Source organism: Actinopolyspora lacussalsi, from assembly GCA_030803735.1.
GTDB classification, from domain to species: domain Bacteria; phylum Actinomycetota; class Actinomycetes; order Mycobacteriales; family Pseudonocardiaceae; genus Actinopolyspora; species Actinopolyspora lacussalsi.
In genome coordinates this window covers 1,616,146-1,634,614 of sequence record JAURUC010000001.1, presented here as the reverse complement: position 1 = coordinate 1,634,614, position 18,469 = coordinate 1,616,146, and the positions used below count along the sequence as shown (strand labels likewise).

Genomic DNA, 18,469 nt, shown 5'->3' with positions numbered 1-18,469 from the left:
GACGCCCGTGTGCGGTCGCACGGTCAGTTCGTGCTCTCGGTGGGCCGGTTACGGCGTGCGCGCAACTCCTCCAGCCGCTCGTTGAGCAGTTCCTCGAGCTCGGGGACGCTGCGGCGCTCCAGCAGCATGTCCCAGTGGGTGCGCGGCGGCTTGGCCTTCTTCTGCTCCGGCTGGCTGCCGTCGATGATCTTCGACTCGGTGCCGTGCAGGCGACATTCCCAGGTCGACGGGATCTCGGCGTCGTCGGAGAAGGGCACCTCGAACTCGTGGTCCTTGGAGCAGGCGTAGCGCACCGTCCGGCGCGGTGCGAGGTCGTGGTTACGATCCGTCTCGTAGCTCACCGCTCCGAGCCGGCTGCCACGCAGAACGCGGTCGGCCATGACGGTTCCTTTCGCTTCGGGGCCCGGGGTCCGGGCGGCTGTGCTCACCGAGTGCAACGACGTGGGCCTCGTCGTCTGTTCCCGGTATGAGGTTCCTGGTTGCCGTCGGTGACGACATTCACTCGTCAACTAGGTCGACTACCCGTGAGATGCACGGTTGCGGCGTTCGTGACGCGTTTTCCCTCTCGTAACCCACAGGTGCGTCTGAACGGGTGATAGTGCCAGAACACCCGTCACTCGGACCAAATACCAACCCGGACATGTTTCGGAATGCGACCGATCTCACTTCCTCTTTCGTGTTGATGAGCAAGCGTATCGTTACTCTTCGTAATTAATGCTGCCCTCACTCCGATAGTGACGCAAGGTACTGGAATATGCCAACACACGGATGAGCGGGGGGACAGTGTCACCGATTTGGAGCAGTGTTGCCGGCAGCGACGTGCCGGGAACCCGTACGAATACCTTTCCGGGCGATCGTCGACCCACGTCGGAGTCACTAGACCTCGTTGCCCGATGTCGGGTATCCCGACGCGAGATCCGGCGGGAAGTTCCCTCCGTGCGAGCATCCGGTCGACCCGTCCGGAAAATTTCGATCAGAGCACTTTGGGAGCGGGGTTGCCCGCCTGCCGGATCGCTCGACGTACCGGCACCATCGAGACCAGCAGCAGGCCCAGCACGAAGAAACCGAGCAACGACAGGATCGCCAGTCGGAACGAACCGGTCGCCTGTCCCACCGCCGCGAACAGCAGCGGTCCCACCCACGAAGTGGAGCGCTCGCCGATCTGGTAGAGCGAGAAGTACTCGGCCTCGCTCCCGGCCGGGATCATCTGGCTGAACAACGAACGCGACAACGCGTTCGTTCCGCCGAGTACCAGGCCGATCCCGGCCGCGACCCCGTAGAACTGCAACGGTTCCCCCTGCTGGGTGAAGAACGCCCCGGACAGCACCACGATCCAAACCGTCAGGCTGAGCATGATCGTGCGCTTGGCTCCCAGCCTGCGCGCCACCCAGCCGTGCAGCATCCCACCGAGAAACGCTATGAACTGTACGATCAGGATCGTCGTGATCAGAACCTGTCGGTCGAGACCGAGCTCCAGCTCACCGTACTGTGCCGACACCTTGAACACCGTGCTGATGCCGTCGGTGAAGACCATGTACGCGCCGAGAAAGGCCAGGGTCAACGGGAGCCGCCGTGCCTGCCGCAGCGTGGCACCCAGCTGCCGGAAACCGGCACGCAGCACCGGTCCCTCGGAACTCGCGCCCGGTCGCCTGCCCGGCAGTAGCCGCAGTGGCAGTACGGTGAACACGGCCCACCACACCCCGGCGGAGACGAATACCAGCCGTACCGCCGTGTCCTCACCGATGCCTAGCGCGTCGTGCCCGACGTAGAGCATCAGGTGCAGCGCGAGAGCCACCCCGCCCCCCAGGTAGCCGAACGCCCAGCCACGCGCCGACAGTCCGTCGCGTTCGTCGGCGTGCGCGATCTCCGGCAGCAGTGAGTAGTAGACCACCACGGCCGCCCCGAAACACAGGTTCGCCAACAGGAAGAGCACGGCGCCCAACAGCCAGTTCTGCCCGCCCACCAAAGCCAGCAACGCGGTGGTTCCCGCCCCGCAGAAGGCGAAGATCCCCAGCATTCTCCGCTTGTCGCGGGTCCGGTCGGCGACAGCTCCCGCGATCGGCAGGACCAGCACCTGAACCACCGCGGCCAACGCGAGCAGATAACCCCACAGCGAACCGGCCGGGAACGACCAACCCAGCACGGCGATGTCACACCGCTGCAGCGCGTCACCTCCCGGGCAGGCCGCCGCGCCGTTGCGTGCCGTGTCGGACTCCGCTGCCCGGGTCGCCACCGTGGTCAGGTACAGCGACAGGAACACCGTCGTGATCGAGGTGGGAAACACCGAGTTGGCCCAGTCGTACCAGCACCAACCGCTGTGCTCGCGCCGCCGGGCCGTTTCCGGCGTGAACTCCGCGTCTGTGGCGGCCATGCGCTCCGTCCTCGAGATCGGTCATCGCGTCGACTACTTCGAGGACCTTTCTCGTCCGAACCGGGTGTGGCAATGCGTAGTTCCACTCAGAAGTGGTGAACCCCTGGTTCGTCCGGCGGAGAACGATCGGCGGAGAACGATGCGCTACCGGGCCGTGTGCCACTGCTCCCGCCCGCGCAGGACGTCCCGCAGCAGATCCGGACGGTCGGTCAACACCCCGTCGACACCCACGTCCAGCAGCTCGGCCATTTCCCCCGGATCGTCCACGGTCCACACGTGCACCTCGGTGCTTCGGGCGTGTGCTCGTTCGACGAACCGCCGGTCCACGACGTGCAATCCACGATGCCTACGCGGCACCTGGGCCGCGACTCCGACGGGTAGCGAGGCGCGGCCCACCGTCCCCGCGAGAGCGGATGCCCGCGAGCCCAACCAGAGCCCACCGATCTCCATCGGTCCCATGGAGGTGAGCAGGCGGGCGTCCCCGTGTGCCCGCAGCACCCCCAGCCTCCGATCGGAGAAACCCGCCAGACACACCCGGTGCCAGGCGTTGTGCCGCCGGATCGTTCGCAGCGTCGCCACCACCGCCGAATCCGCCTTGACGTCTATGTTGAGCAGCGCCTCTGGCAGTTCCTCCAGCAACTGGTCCAACGAGCACACCGGTTCACGTCCTCCGACGCGCGCGTCGGAGACGCTCGACCAGCGCCGACGATGGATCTCACCGGTGCTGTCGGTGGTCCGGCGCAGGTCGGCGTCGTGGTGCACCACCGCGACACCGTCCGAAGTGGAGTGCACGTCCGTCTCCAGGTAGTGGAACCCCTCTCGAACCGCACGCCGGAAGGCACTGAGCGAGTTCTCCATGCCCGCCAGTTCGCCGATGTGCCAACCCCGGTGCGCGAACGCGCGGGGACGGAGCTCGGGACTCAGGAACGGGTGCTGCCGGGAGGAAGCCGGGGACGAGCCGTACATCGCACCACTGTGCAACGAGTCCCGCGGCGAGTCCGCGAGGGGTACCCGATGACTGTCGGTGTCGTCCCCCCGTCGGCCGGTACGGAAGGATTTTTCGGCGTGCCTGCCCGCAAATGAGCCTGATTCGGACTAGCGTGGTCAACCGTGGAGACAACATCCGATATCGAATCGCTCGAACCACGCACCCGAACACCGCGGCACTGTTCGTGGTGCGGTCGTCGGATACCGGGCGCAGGCAGTGTCGGTCGCCCACGCATGTACTGCGCGCAGTCCTGCAGACAGCGGGCCTACGAGCGTCGCGCGGCGGTACAGCGCGGTGGGCTGCCGGAGGACGCGGTGGTGCTTTCCGGGGCGGAACTCGACGATCTGCAGGACAGACTGTTCCAGCTGCGGTGCGCCGCCGAGGACGTCGCCACGGCGGCGGGTGAGGGTGCGGAACAGGCGGAGGTACGAAGTCTGGCGCAGCAGCTGCTGGACAGCGCGCGTGACTTGGAACGTATCCGCTAGCACGATGAACGGTCCTCTCCGTTGCTCCGAACGGAGCATTGCCAACAGCGGCGTGGTTAGCCAAGATGATACGCCGAACGCTGCCCCAAGCGAGTGATCGCCGCGACGACACCGCGATCGTCGCAGCACGGTCACTCCGGTACCGGCTAGGAAGCTACAACGTTGCCCCCAAACTCAGCGGTTTGCGGCCTGCGCCGCGCCGAGCTGCGTACTGCCGATCCCGCCGCCACCGCAGGCTTCTACCGGAAACTGCTGGACTGGACGGTGTTGCGATCCGAGGAAGGCTTCGAGTGCTGGGTCGGTGAGCGCAAGTGCGCCACGCTCCGCACGAACCGTTCCCGACGAACCCCGCAGTGGCAACTCGTGTTCGCGGGTGCCACCACGGACGGAGATCTCTCGGGCCCGGAGGACACCTGCGCGAGCATGGTCAGAGGCCGCGCACAGCACGGCCCGTGGGCGCCACCGCCCCGCAAGGGCGAGCCGTGCTGGGTCGAACTGCGCACCGCACAGGCGGAGTCCGCCGACAGCTTCTGGAGCGAGTCGTTGATCTGGACGGTGCGGACGGACTCGCCGAGGACGAGTTACACGGTGGGGGAACGCGCGGTGGCGGCCCGGAGCGGTCCGCGCGGTGCGGCGGAGAGCACCGGTTGGCTGTGCTACTTCGTGGTGGGCGCACTGGACGAGGCAGCCGAACGCGTCACGGAACTCGGGGGATCGGTACTGGAACGCGCGCCGCACGACGTACTGGGGGAGTCCATCGTGATCGCCGACTCCGACGGGGTCGTCTCCGCGCTGGTGGGGGAGACGGCCCGCTGGGGCGGCTGAACCGTTCGCCGCGGGCGGTGGTCACTCGGACTCGGAACCCCTGGACAGTTCGCCCAGCACCCGGTGCGTTCGGTTCGCCCGCACGGACAGCCGCTGTTCGCGCGCCGTCACGTCTATGTAGGCCTGGCTCGAATTGATCGAGGTGTGCCCCAGCAGTTTCGCGATCTCGGTGGCGTTCGCACCGTCCTCGGCGAGCCGGGTCGCGAAGGTGTGACGCAACGCGTGCACCATGGCACCGCGCTGCACCCGGTCGGAAACCCCCGCGGCACGCAGCGACTGCCGAACCAGGTACTGCAGCCCGCCGCGCCGCAGCGGCTCACCCCGATGGTTGACGAACAACGGCTCCCCACCGGGAAGTCGCCGCCCGAACCGCAGCCTGCGGCTTTCCAGGTATTCCTCCAGCACTCCCTCCAGGGACTCGTCGATCGGTATCGACCGGTTGGAACCGCCCTTGCCGCGGACGTGCAGCCGACGTTCGCCGCTTCGGCCCGCCAGCGCCGAGACGGTCAGATCCAGCAGTTCCGCCGAGCGCAGTCCCGTGCACAGCAGAGTGGACAGTATCGCCAGATCCCGCTCAGGCCAGGGGTTCCGTGCCTTGCGGGCACCCTGGGCGATCAGCCGCAGCAACCGCTCCGGGGTTTCCTCGCCGTTGAGCGGTTTCGGGGTGGCCGCGGCCAGCCGCGGCTTGGGCACCACCGGCATCGGGTTCCCCGAGGCCGCGCCCTCCACGACCAGGAACCGGAAGAACCCGTTCCAGCTCGACCACGCGCGGGTGACCGACGAAGCCGAACGACTGGCGGCGTGCCGGGCGAACGCCGAACGCAGCGTTTGGGCCGTCACGGACTCCACGGGCAGTCGCTCGCCGTCCGTTCCCGTCGTCTCGGCCAGCTCAGCGGCGATCGATTCGAGGTCACGCCGGTAGGCGCGCAGTGAGTTCTCGGCCAGTTTCCGCGCCTGCAGGTGTTCCAGGTAGGCCGCTATCCAATCGGTGAGGGGCTGTCGGTTCGGCGCGTCCCGTGTACTCGTCGGCACCGTGCCACCTCCCGGCGTGGTTGGCTGCCGGAACGATCCGGCGTCGTCCTTCGAAGTCGATCATACGAGAACGCGCGACGGTCGGCGCGTTCCGTGCGGACCTCCGTGGTGACCGGCACCGCTTCGCGCCGGTCACCGTGTCGCGGGCAGGTGTCCGGATCAGGAGGTGCGCAGGAAGTGGTCCAGCACCCGGGTGCCGAACCGCAGCGAGTCCACCGGGACACGTTCGTCCACCCCGTGGAACAGCGCGGAGAAGTCCAGATCCGCGGGCAGGCGCAGCGGGGCGAAGCCGAAGCAGTTCATGCCCAGCCTGCTGAACGACTTCGCGTCGGTGCCGCCCGACATCATGTACGGCAGGGTGCGGGCCGCCGGGTCCTCGGTGAGCAGGGAGCGGCTCATGGACTCGACGATCTCGCCCTCGAACCGGGTCTCCACCGGCGGCAGGCCGACCCACTCGCGTTCGACGTCCGGGCCGAGTACCTCGGCCAGCTCCCGGTCGAACTCCTCCTCTCGCCCGGGAAGAATGCGGCAGTCGACCGATGCCTCCGCCACCGAGGGGATCACGTTGGCCTTGTAACCGGCGTTGAGCATCGTCGGGTTGGCGATGTCGCGGACGGTGGCTCCGATGATGCGGGAGAGATTGCCCAGCTTGGCGATGGCGCCGTCCAGGTCGTCCTCCGGGAAGCTCCAGCCGGTGAGTTCGCTGACCCCGTCGAGGAACTCCCGCACGCTGTCGTTGAGCACGATCGGGAAGCGGTGCTGCCCGAGTCTCGCGACGGCCTGGGCGAGCTGGGTCACCGCGTTGTCCTCGTGCACCATCGAGCCGTGCCCCGCGCGGGCGCGGACCCGCAGCTTGAGCCAGCGGATTCCCTTCTCCGCCGTCTGGATCAGATAGGCCCGGACGCCGTCGCCGAAGGTCACCGAGTAGCCGCCGACCTCGCTGATCGCCTCGGTGCAGCCCTCGAACAGCTCCGGTCGGTGGTCTACCAGCCACTGCGCGCCCTGCAGCCCGCCGGCCTCCTCGTCGGCGAGGAAGGCGAACACGATGTCGCGTGGTGGCGTGATGCCGTCACGGCCGAGTCGGCGGGCCGTGGCCAGGGTCATGCCGACCATGTCCTTCATGTCGACCGCGCCGCGGCCCCACAGGTAGTCGTCCTGCACCGCCCCGGAGAACGGATGCACCGACCACTCGGTCGGGTCGGCGGGGACCACGTCCAGGTGGCCGTGCACCAGCAGGCCGCCGCGCTGTCGGTCGGCGCCGGGCAGACGGGCGATGACGTTGCCACGTCCGGGGGTGTCCCCGGATTCCACGTAGGTGGTCTCGAATCCGACCTCACCGAGTTTCTCGGCCACGTACTCGGCCGCCGGGCGTTCCGGGTTCAGGGTCGCCGGATCACCGGTGTTGGTGGTGTCGAACCGGATCAGCTCGCTCGCCAGCGTGACGACCTCGTCCTCGGCTCGGCGTAGCCCCGGATCCGTGCTCGACCGGTCGTCGTTCTCGGGATCAACATGTGCGCTCACCTGGCCTTTCTACCACTTCCGGATCAAAAGAGGGGGGTGGTTGGCGGGCCGCTGTGTCGATCGGTTATCGTAGTATCACAACGCAATGAGGGGCTCGGAAGAAACCGAGTCGATGTTGCCGCGTCGGAGTGGCGGAAACGGTAGACGCGCTAGCTTGAGGTGCTAGTGACCTATTAATGGTCGTGGGGGTTCAAGTCCCCCCTCCGACACACTGTCAGGGGAAATTTCCCCGATGTGCGAGGTTCGAAGGTCTGTTGTCGCGGCACCGTGGGTGCCGCCTTTTCTCATGTCGTGACGCGCTGGCTGTGCGTGGGCCGTGCTGTGGCCGCCGGGGTGGTGGTCGGCATGGCTGAGTCGATCGTGTCCGCGGTGGTTCCCGGTACCGGGCGTGGTGAGTCCGCCCGGAGCCCGGTGGCTGGTGGGGTGTCGCCGCGTGCGTTTCCGCTGGCCGAGGTGCCGGAGTCCGCCGGGGTGTCGTCGTGGGTGTTCGGCATGGGCCGGGTGGATGCCTCGGGCCGGGTCGGTGATCGTGCGGTGGTGGCCGCGCTGGGCTGGGGTCGTGATCAGCGGTGCGAGCTCGGTGTGCTCGCGGGTTCGGTGCTGCTGCGGGCCCACCCGGACGGGCTCTATGGGCTCTCCGGCCCCGGGTATGTGGTGGTTCCGGCGCGGGCGCGTTCGCGCTGCGGGATCAACCCGGGTGATCGTGTGCTGTTGGCGGGATCGCCGCGGCAGGGGGTGCTGCTGGTGCACCCGCCGGTGGTGGTGGAAGCGGCGCTGGCCGAGCGGCACGCGGCCGTGCTGGGGGTGAGCCCCGATGAATGATCGAGTGGAACACTCCGGCAACACCGGTCCCGCTCCGTCGGAGCTGGAGGCGGCTCGGTTGGTGTTGGCGCGGATGGGGGTGGCGCCGGAGGATCTGGTCGGGTCGGTGGTGGAGTCGTGTGTGGTGCCGACGTTTGCCGAGTATGTGCCGGTGGTGGAGCAGGCGGTGTCGGTGGGCACCAGGCGGGTGTATGGCTCGTACTGGAAGCGGGTGCTGGAGTTCTGGGGCGAGCGGCGGTTGGACGAGCCCACCGCGTCGGAGATCAAGCACTTGGCTGAGCGGGTGCGGTCTCAGCGGGTGGTGCGGCGCAACGCGCGGGGCGGCCGGAGCGCGGTGGAGCACTGTATCGCGGCGTTGCGGTGTGTGTATCGGCACGCGGTGGCTGACGGGATTCTGTCGGAGTCGCAGGATCCGGCCCGGCGGGTGGCGATGCCGCGCCGGTTGCCGAGCACCCGGCGAGGGTTGGGTGAGCAGCCGGTGGCGGAGTTGAACCGGGTGGCCGCGTCCACGGGCAACGATCCCGCGTTGGACACGTTGCTGCTGCGGTTGCACACCGAGACGGCCTGCCGCCGCGGCGGGGCCCTGGCGTTGAGGGTGGCTGACCTGGATCCGGATCAGTGTCTGGTGCTGTTGCGGGAGAAGAACGACACGGTGCGGTGGCAGCCGGTCTCACCCACACTCATGCGGCACCTGCGGGAGCACGCCGACCAGCGGGGCGCGCACGTGTCCGGTGACGGGAGGGTGCTGCGCTACCGCAGCGGGGCGGCGTTGACGCATCGGCGGTATGACCACTTGTGGCACCGGTTGGGGCAGCACGTGTCGTGGGTGGCCACGCAGCAGGTCAGCACGCACTGGCTGCGCTACACCACCCTGACGTGGGTGGAGCGCCACTTCGGCTACGCGGTGGCCCGGGCCTACGCCGGCCACACCGACCACGCCGGCCAGGACGGGGCAACGGCCACCTACGTGCGCGCCGGGCTCCCCGAAATCGCCACGGCCCTGGCCGCCCTGACCGGAGAAGAACACCCACTGGTCCGTTCCTCGGGATAGTGCCCCCTAGGAGTGTCTCCGGTTGGGTTGGCCGGAGACACTCACGTCCTTCAAGTGAGACCTGCTCGCCGCCAGAGCGGGCAGGTCTTGGAAGAGAGATTAATGATCGAGTTTTCTCGTGGATGGATTGATCGTTGTCTCCACAGGACAGCTCATGATTGAGACTGTGTCTCATTTGGTGAGTTTTTTGTAGCAGGTGAGGGCGGCGGCGAGGGTGAGGAAGGCGACGACGTGGTTGCCGTAGCGTTCGTATCTGGTGGTCAGTCGTCGGTAGCCGGACAGCCAGGAGATGGTGCGTTCGACGGCCCACCGGTGTTGTCCGAGGGTGGTCGAGGTGTCGGTGTCGCGGCGGGCGATGCGAGCGGTGATGGAATGCCGACGGAGCCAGCGACGCAGTTCGGGATGGCCGGAGGAGCTTTGTCGGCGTGCAGCGTGTCCGGGCGGAACCGTCGCGGGCCACGTCGGCTACGGGTGGGCGGGATCGCCCGCACCAGAGGAATCAGAGCGTGGCTGTCATGGGTGTTGGCCGCCGAGACCCCCACCGACAGGGGGATGCCGCCCCGTTCCGTGGCGATGTGGATCGTGCTGCCGGATTTTCCGCGGTCGACCGGATTGGGGCCGGTCAGTCAGCCCCTTTTGGGCGTGTTTACTGGTTTGTGTAAGGCCCGGTAGGCCAGGGTAGGTCACCGGTGATGGTGGCTGGAAAGGAATGACACTTGGCCACGAGCGGGAAAGACAGTCAGGATCAGTCCGAGGCGTCGCAGCGGTTGGAGCGGATTCTGTCTCCGGAAGCGATGGACGCTCTCATCGCGGACGCCGAAACTACGGGTACTCCGATCGACGGCACGGACGGTTTGTTGAATCAGATCACCAAAGCCGTGTTGGAGCGATCCCTGGAAACCGAGATGACCGATCATCTCGGCTATGACAAGGGCGATCCTGCCGGGTATGGATCGGGTAATTTCCGGAACGGTCACAGCGGTAAAACCATTTCCACCACCGCCGGACCGGTCGAGGTTTCCGTTCCCCGTGATCGGGAGTCCAGTTTCGAACCGAAAATCGCAGGAGAAACATTCCCGGCGGGTCGGGCAGGTCGAGGACATGATCCTGTCGTTGTACGCCCGCAGCATGACCACGCGTGATATTCAGGATCATCTCACAGAGATCTACGAGGAGGATGCGTCTCCGGCGTTGATGTCGACTATCACCGATGTGGTCACCAACGTGATCACCACCTGAGCAGAATCGCCCGGTCGACGAGGTGTATCCCATCGTGGCTCTGTCGATGCCCTCCGCATCCGGGTGCGCGACCGGGGTGTGGTCACCCTCAAGTCCGCCCACCTGGTCGTCGGCGTGGACCTGGAGGGGTTCAAACAGGTGCTGGGCATCACCGATCGCCGAGACCGAGAACGCGACGTTCGACAACAGCGCCCTGTCGCAACGGCGGTCATCGTGGTTTGCGGGACATTTTCATCGCGTGTTGTGACGGACTGACCGGGCTGCCGGAGGCGATCACCACGGTATTTCCCGACACGGTGGTGCGAACCTGTGTGGTGCACGTGATACGCAACGCGATGCGGTTCGTCTCGTACGGAGATCGCAGAAAGTCGCGGCCAGTATGCGGGCGATGGGCACCGCCCCGTCGGTCGAGGCGGCCGAGGCCGCTTTCCGGGAATTCGACCGAGACCATGGAAACCATTATCGGGGCGCGGTGGAAGTATGGCGCCGTGCCTGGAGCGACTTCATCCCGTTCCTGGACTACCCGCCCGAGCTACGTCGGATTGTCTACACCACCAACAGGATCGAATCGCTGAGCTATCAACTCCGGAAAATCACTAAAACGAGGGACATTTCCCCGACGACGGGGCTGCCATGAAACTACTGTATCTCGGAATCCGCAACATCGACAACAAACGCGGCGGGCCGTCCGGCACCGGAACGAACGGGTGGAAAAAGCACTCAACCACCTCGTCAGCATTTTCCCAGAACGATTGCCCCTCAACTAACAACACGCCTACCAGGCCTTACACAAAAACTTGACAAGCCCAACCGGCACGCGTTGGTGCTTGCCGCCTTTGCGGGTCAGCTCGACCACCCGGTAGTCGGCGTGGGTGTAGTAGTCGCCCACATCCAGGTGCAGCGCTTCGGCCACGAGGCAGCCGGTGCCGGTCAGCAGCGCCACGAGCGCGGCGGTACGCAACCGGTGCCGGCCGGGGTCGTGGTCGGCGGCGTGCACGAGCAGATCGAGCTGGTGGAACTGGAAGGCGACAGCGTGGAAACACTGCCCATCCTGGAACGCATGAGCATCCGCAGCTCCCGCCACGGCGCCGAGCTGTACCTCGCCGGCCAGGCAGCCTGGTAGGACCTGCGGACCACAGTGGAACCTATGCGCAACCTCCTCGGCCACGCCGCCCCGGACGGGCTCGAATACCACCAGGCCCGGGACTGGACGTTCGCCCTGCTGGCCGACCGCGACGAAACCCAAGTCGAGCGCAAAACCCCGAACTCGCCATCACCCGGGAAGCCATCCACGCCACCACCCGCGCCCGAGAGGCCCGTGAAACGAACGGATATCCCTAGCCACGTCAGGTACAGCGCAAGGAATTGCGCGACGGACATACGTCAAGGTGACGCAATACCGAGACGACGACACGAAAGCGACCGAGAGTATGGACGTGGACGACACCACCCGATTCTCCCCTGAAGGAGCAGCGCGCACGCTGCGGGCGCACCGACGACCTCGACGTGGCCACCCTCGACACTACCGTGGGCATCATCTGCCTGACCCTGTGCGGCAGGTGCGTCGCGCAGGAACGACTTCCTCGACTGCCGGTGACGACCGTGATGACCATGGCCACCGCGCACTGCGGGCACCTCGGCATCACTCTCGACGAGATGGCCGTGGCCCAACGGAGTACCTAGCCGACACTGGCACCGTCGACCACGCCTCGCCCCTCGGTTCCCGTGTGGAGACCTGGGCGGTTGTCGTTGATCAACCGGCGTGGCACTCGGGGTCTGAGGAAGAACCGGGACAGACAGATCATTGATGTCGACCTGCCCCGCCAGCCGCTCGACGATTTGCCAGGGCACCTCCAACGGATCGGGCAGAAACCGGCCGAGCATGCGCATCGTCACCAGCTGCACGGCCATCCCCAGCCGATTCTGCGGACGCCGCCGCTGCCGCACGCGGGTCACGTCGATATCGCTGAGCACACAAAACCGGTCCAACTCCGGCTGCGACGGCGCCCACGTAGACCACCCGAACTCCTCTACCTGCTCATCACTCAGAAACTCCAGCGACACACTCCCGCACCCCACACCGCACGCTGAACTGCGATCAAGGGCTTAGCGTTCAATCTGTCCCGGTTCTTCTTCAGACCCAGAGGCTGATAGCGGGAATCCTCGTACGACGCCCGAACCCACGGGTGAACGTCGTTTTACCCGCCCAACGCTCGGACTGATCTTGAAACCGCACTGTTTTTGTGATTTTCCCTCGACCTGGGAGTGGTGTTTGTTAGCTTCCAACCGAAAGTTGATCAACGATGCTAGGGAGAGTCTGATGACTGTGAACGAGTCCAATGCGGTAACCAGTACTGCCCTGGATGCCCAGCAGGACGCGTTGGCCACCCGGCTGGCCACGGAATCTCACGCGGCGACGATCGTGGCCGATGCTCGGGGTGTACCGGTGGCCGACGTGGTGGCGCGCTCGACCCGCAACATGGTGCACGGCCCCGATGGCCAGTTCATCGAGGTTGCCTTCCCGTCCCCGTCGACGGAGGCCTTCAGCGCCGGGGGGATCAACATTGTGCCCTCGCGCGAGAGCGTCTCGGTGGACCGGGCCGTGACGATGTCGGCCGAGGCCAGCATCACCGCGCGCGCCGGCCAGCTGAACAGCTTCACCTTTGGTGAAAAGCAGTCTTTCACCGGGGCCGAACTGGCCGACCACGTTGCCGCCCAGCGCCGCACGGCCAGTGTGCCCGACGTGCAGGCCCAGAACCTGATCACCAACGTCACCGACTGCCTCGTGGCTGGTGGCGTGATTGTGACCGCCACCGGGTTGGTGTTGGCCGCGATCGGTTGTGGCACGATCTGTTCAGCGCTGATCGTGGGGACCGCGACCGCGGCGATCGCACCGTTTGTGTGTGCTGGCTGTATCGGTGCGGCGCTGGGAGCCCCCACCGGGGTCATCTACCAGTGCCTCACGTCTTTCACCTGACCCGCCGGAAGCACCACTTCGGAGAGGCGCCCGCGAGAGGAGAGGGAACACTCGTGTCCGAGGTCCTCGACTGGCTGCCTGTGCTGGCGCAACTGGTCGCCCTGGCTGGCACGGCGTGGTATGCCCGTGCCCTGTGGGCAGCCGAGGTCGGTCGCCGCTACAGGATCCTGTCCCTGCTGGGGGGGTACTGCTTCCTGAGTATGCCCAGCACGCTGTTCGCCGCTGGGACCTACTCGGTGACCTGGGGGCTGATTCTGCTGGGGATGTGCATGGTGGGATTCGTGGCCACCTTCGCCCTGGGCGGCGTGCCGTTTCCCAGCACAGTCGCCTCCCACCGGCACCGATGAACCGATTCCTTCACGCCGCTCTTGTCCGGTGGCATGCGATGGTGGTGTTCGTATACCGCGAATACCACCTCGTGGGGTTGCGGCAGCGCCGGGGGTGGAACCGGCGGATTGCCAAGTCAGGACCGACGAAGACAGCGCTGGCGGGCCACCTCGTATGCTACGCTGACCTGCATATACGTTGTTCTCTCGGCCATTACTGCCGCTCCCGCTCACCAGGAAACAAGTTTCGGGGTCACTCAATCAACGGGGAACGTGCTGTGGACACACGTCGGCTCCGGAACAGGAGCTCCGGGGCCGACGTGCCGGGGTTATTCCGAGGGTCTGGTGTGGATGTGCAGGCGTACGTCGTAGCCGTGGGGAATTCCGTCGGGAAACGCCACGGCCAGAGCCTGCTGTTCGAGGGTTCGCACGCTGGTGGCCACCGATGGTCGTGCTGAGTTCGGCGGCGTGTCGGGCAGGTGGCCGTGCAGCGTGATCCGTCGGGTCGGGCGGATCACCGGCGGTCGTCCTGACTGGAGACCGGCGTGTGCAGCAGGCAGGTCATGCAGGGCATCCCGGTGATCTCGGTGACCAGTTCGGCCTGGCGGGGTAGATCGCGGTGCTACAGTAAGCGCGCAGCGACTCCGGGATGCCGCCGGGCTCGGGCGTTTCCAGCAGGTGCACGACGCGTCGCGCTTGGCCACCGGCGACGGTGGTGTGCAGCCGTGCGGCGAAGATGCCCGGCAGGTATTCCCGAATCTCGGATGTCGACAGGGTCGTCAGGGAGCCGGTGGGCTCGACCGTGCGGGCCTGTTCTGCCCCGCGGTGTGCCATGACACGCAGTGTGCCCCGGGTATTACGCATGGTGTGCGCTGGTGGCGCACACGCGGAAAGATCACCCGCTCGGGGCAACGCCCATGCGCCAGGCCAGCCCACGCAGATCGCGGTCGGAGCGGGAATCACGGGGTGAGCGGCCCAGCAGGTCGGCCACGGTTTCGCGTACGAGAGGACTGTTGCGCACTCGCTGGGGGGCGATGGATTCGGCGGTGATCAACGAGCGCAGTCCCTGCTCGCGGGTGCTGCGGTCGGTGGCAAGGGCGCGGCCGAGGTCGGCGTAGAACATGCCCCGCCGCGCTTTGGCCGGCAGAAGATCGACCCGAACGTGGCGGGCGATCTCGGCGACCGCCGGTCCGCGGCCGAGTTCGGTGCCCAAGCTCACCCGCCACACCCCGACGTTGTTGTGCCCGAAGTGCAGGTACCCGAAGTTCTCACGGTTTTCAGGCAACCGTGCGGCGAGCTCGCTGGCTTCGCCGAGGTGCTCGTAGGTGCGGTCGGCATCGGCGCGGGCGGCGCAGGCCAGCGCGGCGTTGAGGTGCAGCATCCCGGCGATCTGCCGGGTGTTGACACCGTCGAGGTGCCCGCGTAGCTCATCCAGGGCGCGCAGGCTGACCTCGTACTGAAACGTCCTGCCGTGTGCTCCGGCGGCATGCCCGCGCAGCCAGGCGGCGAACGCGCGCCATTCGGGCATCTCCAACCGCTCGGCGCAGTGTTCGGCTTCTCGGGCGGCCACCACCGGTAGGCCGCGCACGCCGAGGTTTTTCGTGAGCACGGCCGCGGAATGGTAGGTGTGCAGCAGTCCGATCAGGATCGCTGCCCGGTGGTGGGGCTGCTGGAGGTAGGCGGCGTGCAGCTGTTGCAGCAGCTCGGGAACTACTTGGCCTTGGGCGGCGTAGTCGGCGCTGGCCCGCAGCACGGTGTTGAGATGGTTGACCTCGGCGGCGAGTTCGGCCCACGGACGGGCGGCCACGCCGGGATCGATCCCGAGGTTGAGGGTCGACAGCGCGTGCTCGACCTCGGCCAGGGCCGCGTGCGCGTCGCTGCCCACCGGGTTGGTCGGCGGATACGGGGTGCCGGTCAACTCCTGCGGACTCACCCGCAGGGCGGTGGCCAGCCCTTCCAGCGTGGCACGGCTGGTGACCACCTTCTCGCCCCGCTCGAGTTCACCGAGATAACCGTGGGAGAGCCCGGCCAGCTCCGCGGCCGCGCGCAGACTCAGCTGCCGCCACGAGCGCACCTCGCGAAGCCGACGTCCCAGCGCATCCTGGTCCACAGTGTTCACCTCCGTCACTGCCTCCCTCTCGGAGAGTACCCGGATTGACCGGGTCGCTGACGACCCCGAGCTCGTACACCGGCGAGAGATGCCTGGTGCGATGGTTCACCCTCGAGTCGATGAGTTCGTGTGGCGACCGGTGTGCCACACGGTCGGTGAAAAGAACGTGGTGAAGCTCCGAGACCACGCGGTGTGGTGGCAGACTCCGAAGGGGGAAACGAATCCGCAGCAGCGCTTGTGACGTCACAACCAGGTAGACAGAAATGGGCCCGAGTAGCAGACGTACAAGATCCTTCGGTAGAGCAGCGGGCCGCCAGTGTCGGAAAACTCTCGTCTGTCGACACGCTCAGAAGCCCTGGCGTTTTACCAGATCGCCAGTGTCGATAACCCGTGGCGACAAACAATGTCGGCAAACGGTGAGGTAAGACCGTTTCGGCACCTGTCGCTCGGCAGGTGCCTTGAACAGGATTAATCGTCGTTACCGGAGGATCTTGTACCGGTACTACTCAACCCCCAGATCGGCGAGGCGTTCCAGCTTCGTTCGCTCGGTGACGCGCTCGGCCTGCCCCTCGACGATGACGTCGAGACCGTCCCGATACGAGTTGTTCCCTGTGGTGAGAATGCAGTGCGGGTTTCGTTGAGAGGTTGCCGCCCTCCTGCTCTTCGAGGCCGGTACTGAAGTGCAGCGCGCCGTCGAGCCACATCGCCGGCAGTGGTGTCACATGCGGTCGGTTATCGGCCCGGACAGTCGAGAGCCAAAAGATCTCCGCCTGCTCAAGGAGTGCGACCACCGCATGCCACGGTGTCGCCCTGGCTCCCGCACTGCTGTAGTCCGGATGGAGCTCTGCAACTGGTTCGTTGGTCATGACTACCGTTACTTTCATCGCTGGTCGATGCGGCTTCTCGTTCAAGTCATGAACTGCGAAAACCTCGACGTTCGATCGTATGGGCAGGCGCCCCACGGTGCAGTGCTCGATGGGGACGTTCATTAACGCCCTGCAGCGCAGTGGCGGTTCATGACACATCCCTTACCGGCGCCCCGAGTCAGACTGACTCGCCCCCTGCGGCCACAAGAACCGTTCCTCGGGGCCGTTTTCGTGTACGATCCCAGAGTGAATCCACGCCGGGACCGGACTGCGAACGACTGTGTGCGGCGATCAGCGATTCGTGTGTGCCGCTGTGTCGTCGCCGGAACGGTTCACTGTCCAACGTCGTTGCGCAACGGGTCGAGCTGGTAGTTGTCGATCTCAGTCTCGGTGTAGCGCCCCCTCCGGTGGGAGGTTTGGGACCTGGCGGGGTTCCGGGCTCCCGGAGCGTGCTGATGCTCTCCCGAGGCGGCGAGTGAGCTCGTGCTCGTCGTCTCGGTTCGCGTTTCGACCGGTGGCGCGGTGTCGTAGCCGGGCACGGGAACCGTGGTTTGGCCGGGTAGTTGCTGGTGGTCCAGCTCGGCCAGTCGGGCGGCGATCTCGTCGGCGCCGGGATTCCAGAAGCCGCGGGCGAGGTCGAGCTCGTCCAGCCGCCGGTGGGCACCCTCTTTGGAGGGGCGGAGGTAGCGCTGCAGGCTGCGGCGATCCTCGTGACCGGACAGGTTCATCAAATCGGCCTCGGTCGCGCCGTCTTCGCCGGCGTGGGTCAGCCGCGAGTGCCGCAGATCGTGGGGAGACCAGCCGCCGGTGGCGGCGGCGAGGCGCCGGGCGGCGGTGCGGGTGTCGTACATGAGCTCATCCGGGCGGCCGCCTTTGCGGATGACCCGGGCTCGCCGATCGGGCCGGTCGAGGTCGTCGACATCGAGCTGAAGTGCTTCCTCGCAGCGGGCGGCCGTGCTGTAGAGCAGTGAGAACAGCGCCCGGTCCTGCAGCGGACTGCTCTTGGTGGTGATGAGCCGATCGATCGCGGCGCGGTCGCGCACCCGGTCGGCCGATGTCGGTTCGGGCTCGCGGTCGATCCCGGACAGTGGGGACACGTCGGCGGGCAGCCAGCCTTCGCGGGCGAAGAACGACAGCGCACCGACGACGGCGACGCGTTTGGCGTTGAACGTCGCCGCGGTCTTCGAGTCCCACGCCTGAGCCAGGTTGGTCCGCAGGCGTCGCGCACCCTCCTCGGTGGCCAGTCCCTCGACCGTGGCCAGCCCGGCCAACGCCACCGGCAGGGCCGCCTTGTAGGAGCGCACGGTCTGCGACGAGGTTACCTGTCCGGAGCGGCCGCGCTTGGTCGAGAGCCACCGCAGGTAGCTCGCGATCGCTTCGGCGATCGGCGTCCCCTCCGACTGTCCGGCCTCGACGGTGTGCAAATGCCGCCGTGTGGCCATCGACGCCCCCTCCAGTCCACTTGTCTGATAAACGCCATTATCAGACAAGTGGACTGGAGGGGACCGTTGCTCCGCTCGGGCGATCTCCCAGCAAGATTGGCCACGGCGAGGTGTTCTTCCGGCACCCTGAAGCCTGAAACATGATCACGTTCCGGTTCCTCACCGGAGGCAGGAGCACCAGACCGCCCGAGGCTGATGAGCTCCCACCAGCCATCGGTCCGACCATCCACAGAGGAAGGGCAAGCTGCGCGGCAAGCAGCCCAAGCTCTCGGCTAAGCAACAGCGCGAACTCGTGCGGATGTACGGCACCGGCGAGTACACCATCGCCGACCTCGTCGAGGTCTTCACCGTCTCCCGGACCACGATCTACCGCACCCTGCAGCGCGAGCCGAACTGGCAAGCGCACTGACCTAC

General features: G+C 66.6%; 20 protein-coding genes, 1 tRNA gene and 5 pseudogenes. 13 read left to right on the top strand and 13 right to left on the bottom strand.

Features of this window, described 5'->3' with window-relative positions; translation table 11 throughout:
• Positions 1-23 precede the first annotated feature (23 nt).
• The 3 genes from J2S53_RS07130 to J2S53_RS07120 form a co-directional block, all read right to left on the bottom strand.
• Positions 24-380, bottom strand: a complete 357-nt coding sequence (locus J2S53_RS07130; protein ID WP_092927937.1) for an RNA polymerase-binding protein RbpA — start codon at positions 378-380, stop codon at positions 24-26.
• A gap of 593 nt (positions 381-973) precedes the next feature.
• On the bottom strand, positions 974-2,371 hold the full coding sequence (locus J2S53_RS07125; protein ID WP_456240331.1) for an MFS transporter: 1,398 nt from the start codon (positions 2,369-2,371) through the stop codon (positions 974-976).
• A gap of 144 nt (positions 2,372-2,515) precedes the next feature.
• Positions 2,516-3,337, bottom strand: coding sequence for a glycerophosphodiester phosphodiesterase family protein (locus J2S53_RS07120; protein WP_456240330.1), 822 nt, complete (start codon positions 3,335-3,337; stop codon positions 2,516-2,518).
• A gap of 144 nt (positions 3,338-3,481) precedes the next feature.
• On the opposite strand from J2S53_RS07120, the gene J2S53_RS07115 reads away from it, so the two are divergent.
• Together J2S53_RS07115 and J2S53_RS07110 are read left to right on the top strand one after the other, a co-directional pair.
• Positions 3,482-3,844 (top strand): hypothetical protein, encoded by a 363-nt coding sequence (locus J2S53_RS07115; protein ID WP_342752583.1) that lies wholly within the window; start codon positions 3,482-3,484, stop codon positions 3,842-3,844.
• Between the two features lie 162 nt (positions 3,845-4,006).
• Complete coding sequence (locus J2S53_RS07110; RefSeq protein ID WP_456240329.1) at positions 4,007-4,669, top strand: VOC family protein; 663 nt, start codon at positions 4,007-4,009, stop codon at positions 4,667-4,669.
• Positions 4,670-4,690: 21 nt separating this feature from the next.
• Here the strand turns inward: J2S53_RS07110 and J2S53_RS07105 are convergent, their stop codons facing one another.
• Both J2S53_RS07105 and J2S53_RS07100 read right to left on the bottom strand, forming a co-directional pair.
• Positions 4,691-5,701 (bottom strand): tyrosine-type recombinase/integrase, encoded by a 1,011-nt coding sequence (locus J2S53_RS07105; RefSeq protein ID WP_456240328.1) that lies wholly within the window; start codon positions 5,699-5,701, stop codon positions 4,691-4,693.
• A 159-nt stretch (positions 5,702-5,860) separates the two neighbouring features.
• The gene (locus tag J2S53_RS07100; RefSeq protein ID WP_456240327.1) at positions 5,861-7,222 is read right to left on the bottom strand and encodes a M20/M25/M40 family metallo-hydrolase; all 1,362 of its coding nucleotides are present in this window, start codon (positions 7,220-7,222) and stop codon (positions 5,861-5,863) included.
• A gap of 122 nt (positions 7,223-7,344) precedes the next feature.
• On the opposite strand from J2S53_RS07100, the gene J2S53_RS07095 reads away from it, so the two are divergent.
• From J2S53_RS07095 to J2S53_RS07085, 3 genes are all read left to right on the top strand, one after another.
• Positions 7,345-7,431: transfer RNA gene (locus J2S53_RS07095), tRNA-Leu, on the top strand.
• A gap of 82 nt (positions 7,432-7,513) precedes the next feature.
• Positions 7,514-8,044, top strand: coding sequence for a hypothetical protein (locus J2S53_RS07090; RefSeq protein ID WP_456240326.1), 531 nt, complete (start codon positions 7,514-7,516; stop codon positions 8,042-8,044).
• The gene (locus tag J2S53_RS07085; protein WP_456240325.1) at positions 8,037-9,095 is read left to right on the top strand and encodes a tyrosine-type recombinase/integrase; all 1,059 of its coding nucleotides are present in this window, start codon (positions 8,037-8,039) and stop codon (positions 9,093-9,095) included. The genes J2S53_RS07090 and J2S53_RS07085 overlap by 8 nt, the downstream gene beginning before the upstream one ends.
• A 171-nt stretch (positions 9,096-9,266) precedes the next feature.
• Here the strand turns inward: J2S53_RS07085 and J2S53_RS07080 are convergent.
• Positions 9,267-9,721, bottom strand: a pseudogene (locus J2S53_RS07080) (IS5 family transposase); the annotation flags it as partial.
• A 90-nt stretch (positions 9,722-9,811) separates the two neighbouring features.
• Here J2S53_RS07080 and J2S53_RS07075 point away from each other — a divergent pair.
• The 3 genes and pseudogenes from J2S53_RS07075 to J2S53_RS07065 all read left to right on the top strand — a co-directional run bounded on the left by J2S53_RS07075 (position 9,812) and on the right by J2S53_RS07065 (position 10,971).
• On the top strand, positions 9,812-10,237 hold the full coding sequence (locus J2S53_RS07075; RefSeq protein WP_456240324.1) for a transposase: 426 nt from the start codon (positions 9,812-9,814) through the stop codon (positions 10,235-10,237).
• A pseudogene (locus J2S53_RS07070) lies at positions 10,197-10,589 on the top strand (transposase). Before J2S53_RS07075 ends, J2S53_RS07070 begins: the two are co-directional and overlap by 41 nt.
• Positions 10,553-10,971 (top strand): annotated as a pseudogene (locus J2S53_RS07065) (transposase). The pseudogenes J2S53_RS07070 and J2S53_RS07065 overlap by 37 nt, the downstream one beginning before the upstream one ends.
• 138 nt (positions 10,972-11,109) lie before the next feature.
• Here the strand turns inward: J2S53_RS07065 and J2S53_RS07060 are convergent.
• The gene (locus J2S53_RS07060) at positions 11,110-11,331 is read right to left on the bottom strand and encodes a hypothetical protein (protein ID WP_456240323.1); all 222 of its coding nucleotides are present in this window, start codon (positions 11,329-11,331) and stop codon (positions 11,110-11,112) included.
• Between J2S53_RS07060 and J2S53_RS07055 the strand changes: the two genes are divergently transcribed.
• Both J2S53_RS07055 and J2S53_RS07050 read left to right on the top strand, forming a co-directional pair.
• Positions 11,326-11,457 carry a hypothetical protein gene (locus J2S53_RS07055; protein ID WP_456240322.1) on the top strand — a complete coding sequence of 44 codons (132 nt, stop codon included), beginning with the start codon at positions 11,326-11,328 and terminating at the stop codon, positions 11,455-11,457. The two genes, J2S53_RS07060 and J2S53_RS07055, sit on opposite strands and share 6 nt — an antisense overlap.
• Before the next feature lie 383 nt (positions 11,458-11,840).
• Positions 11,841-12,017 (top strand): hypothetical protein, encoded by a 177-nt coding sequence (locus J2S53_RS07050; RefSeq protein WP_456242862.1) that lies wholly within the window; start codon positions 11,841-11,843, stop codon positions 12,015-12,017.
• A 129-nt stretch (positions 12,018-12,146) separates the two neighbouring features.
• Here J2S53_RS07050 and J2S53_RS07045 read toward each other — a convergent pair.
• Positions 12,147-12,398, bottom strand: a pseudogene (locus J2S53_RS07045) (DUF4158 domain-containing protein); the annotation flags it as partial.
• 256 nt (positions 12,399-12,654) lie between these two features.
• Between J2S53_RS07045 and J2S53_RS07040 the strand changes: the two are divergent.
• Both J2S53_RS07040 and J2S53_RS07035 read left to right on the top strand, forming a co-directional pair.
• On the top strand, positions 12,655-13,311 hold the full coding sequence (locus J2S53_RS07040) for a hypothetical protein (RefSeq protein ID WP_456240321.1): 657 nt from the start codon (positions 12,655-12,657) through the stop codon (positions 13,309-13,311).
• 53 nt (positions 13,312-13,364) lie between these two features.
• Positions 13,365-13,658, top strand: coding sequence for a hypothetical protein (locus J2S53_RS07035; RefSeq protein WP_456240320.1), 294 nt, complete (start codon positions 13,365-13,367; stop codon positions 13,656-13,658).
• Positions 13,659-13,966: 308 nt separating this feature from the next.
• Here the strand turns inward: J2S53_RS07035 and J2S53_RS07030 are convergent, their stop codons facing one another.
• From J2S53_RS07030 to J2S53_RS07010, 5 genes are all read right to left on the bottom strand, one after another.
• Positions 13,967-14,155 (bottom strand): hypothetical protein, encoded by a 189-nt coding sequence (locus J2S53_RS07030; protein WP_456240319.1) that lies wholly within the window; start codon positions 14,153-14,155, stop codon positions 13,967-13,969.
• 43 nt (positions 14,156-14,198) lie between these two features.
• Entirely contained in the window at positions 14,199-14,471 is a 273-nt protein-coding gene (locus tag J2S53_RS07025) for a hypothetical protein (protein ID WP_456240318.1), read from the bottom strand.
• 61 nt (positions 14,472-14,532) lie between these two features.
• Entirely contained in the window at positions 14,533-15,756 is a 1,224-nt protein-coding gene (locus J2S53_RS07020) for a helix-turn-helix domain-containing protein (RefSeq protein ID WP_456240317.1), read from the bottom strand.
• 497 nt (positions 15,757-16,253) lie between these two features.
• Positions 16,254-16,613: a pyridoxamine 5'-phosphate oxidase family protein gene (locus tag J2S53_RS07015; RefSeq protein ID WP_456242728.1), complete on the bottom strand. Its 360-nt coding sequence runs from the start codon at positions 16,611-16,613 to the stop codon at positions 16,254-16,256.
• A gap of 332 nt (positions 16,614-16,945) precedes the next feature.
• A complete protein-coding gene (locus J2S53_RS07010) occupies positions 16,946-18,055 on the bottom strand; it encodes a tyrosine-type recombinase/integrase (RefSeq protein WP_456240316.1) in 1,110 nt (369 codons plus the stop codon).
• A gap of 235 nt (positions 18,056-18,290) precedes the next feature.
• Here J2S53_RS07010 and J2S53_RS07005 point away from each other — a divergent pair.
• Positions 18,291-18,464: pseudogene (locus J2S53_RS07005) on the top strand (helix-turn-helix domain-containing protein); the annotation flags it as partial.
• Positions 18,465-18,469 lie beyond the last annotated feature (5 nt).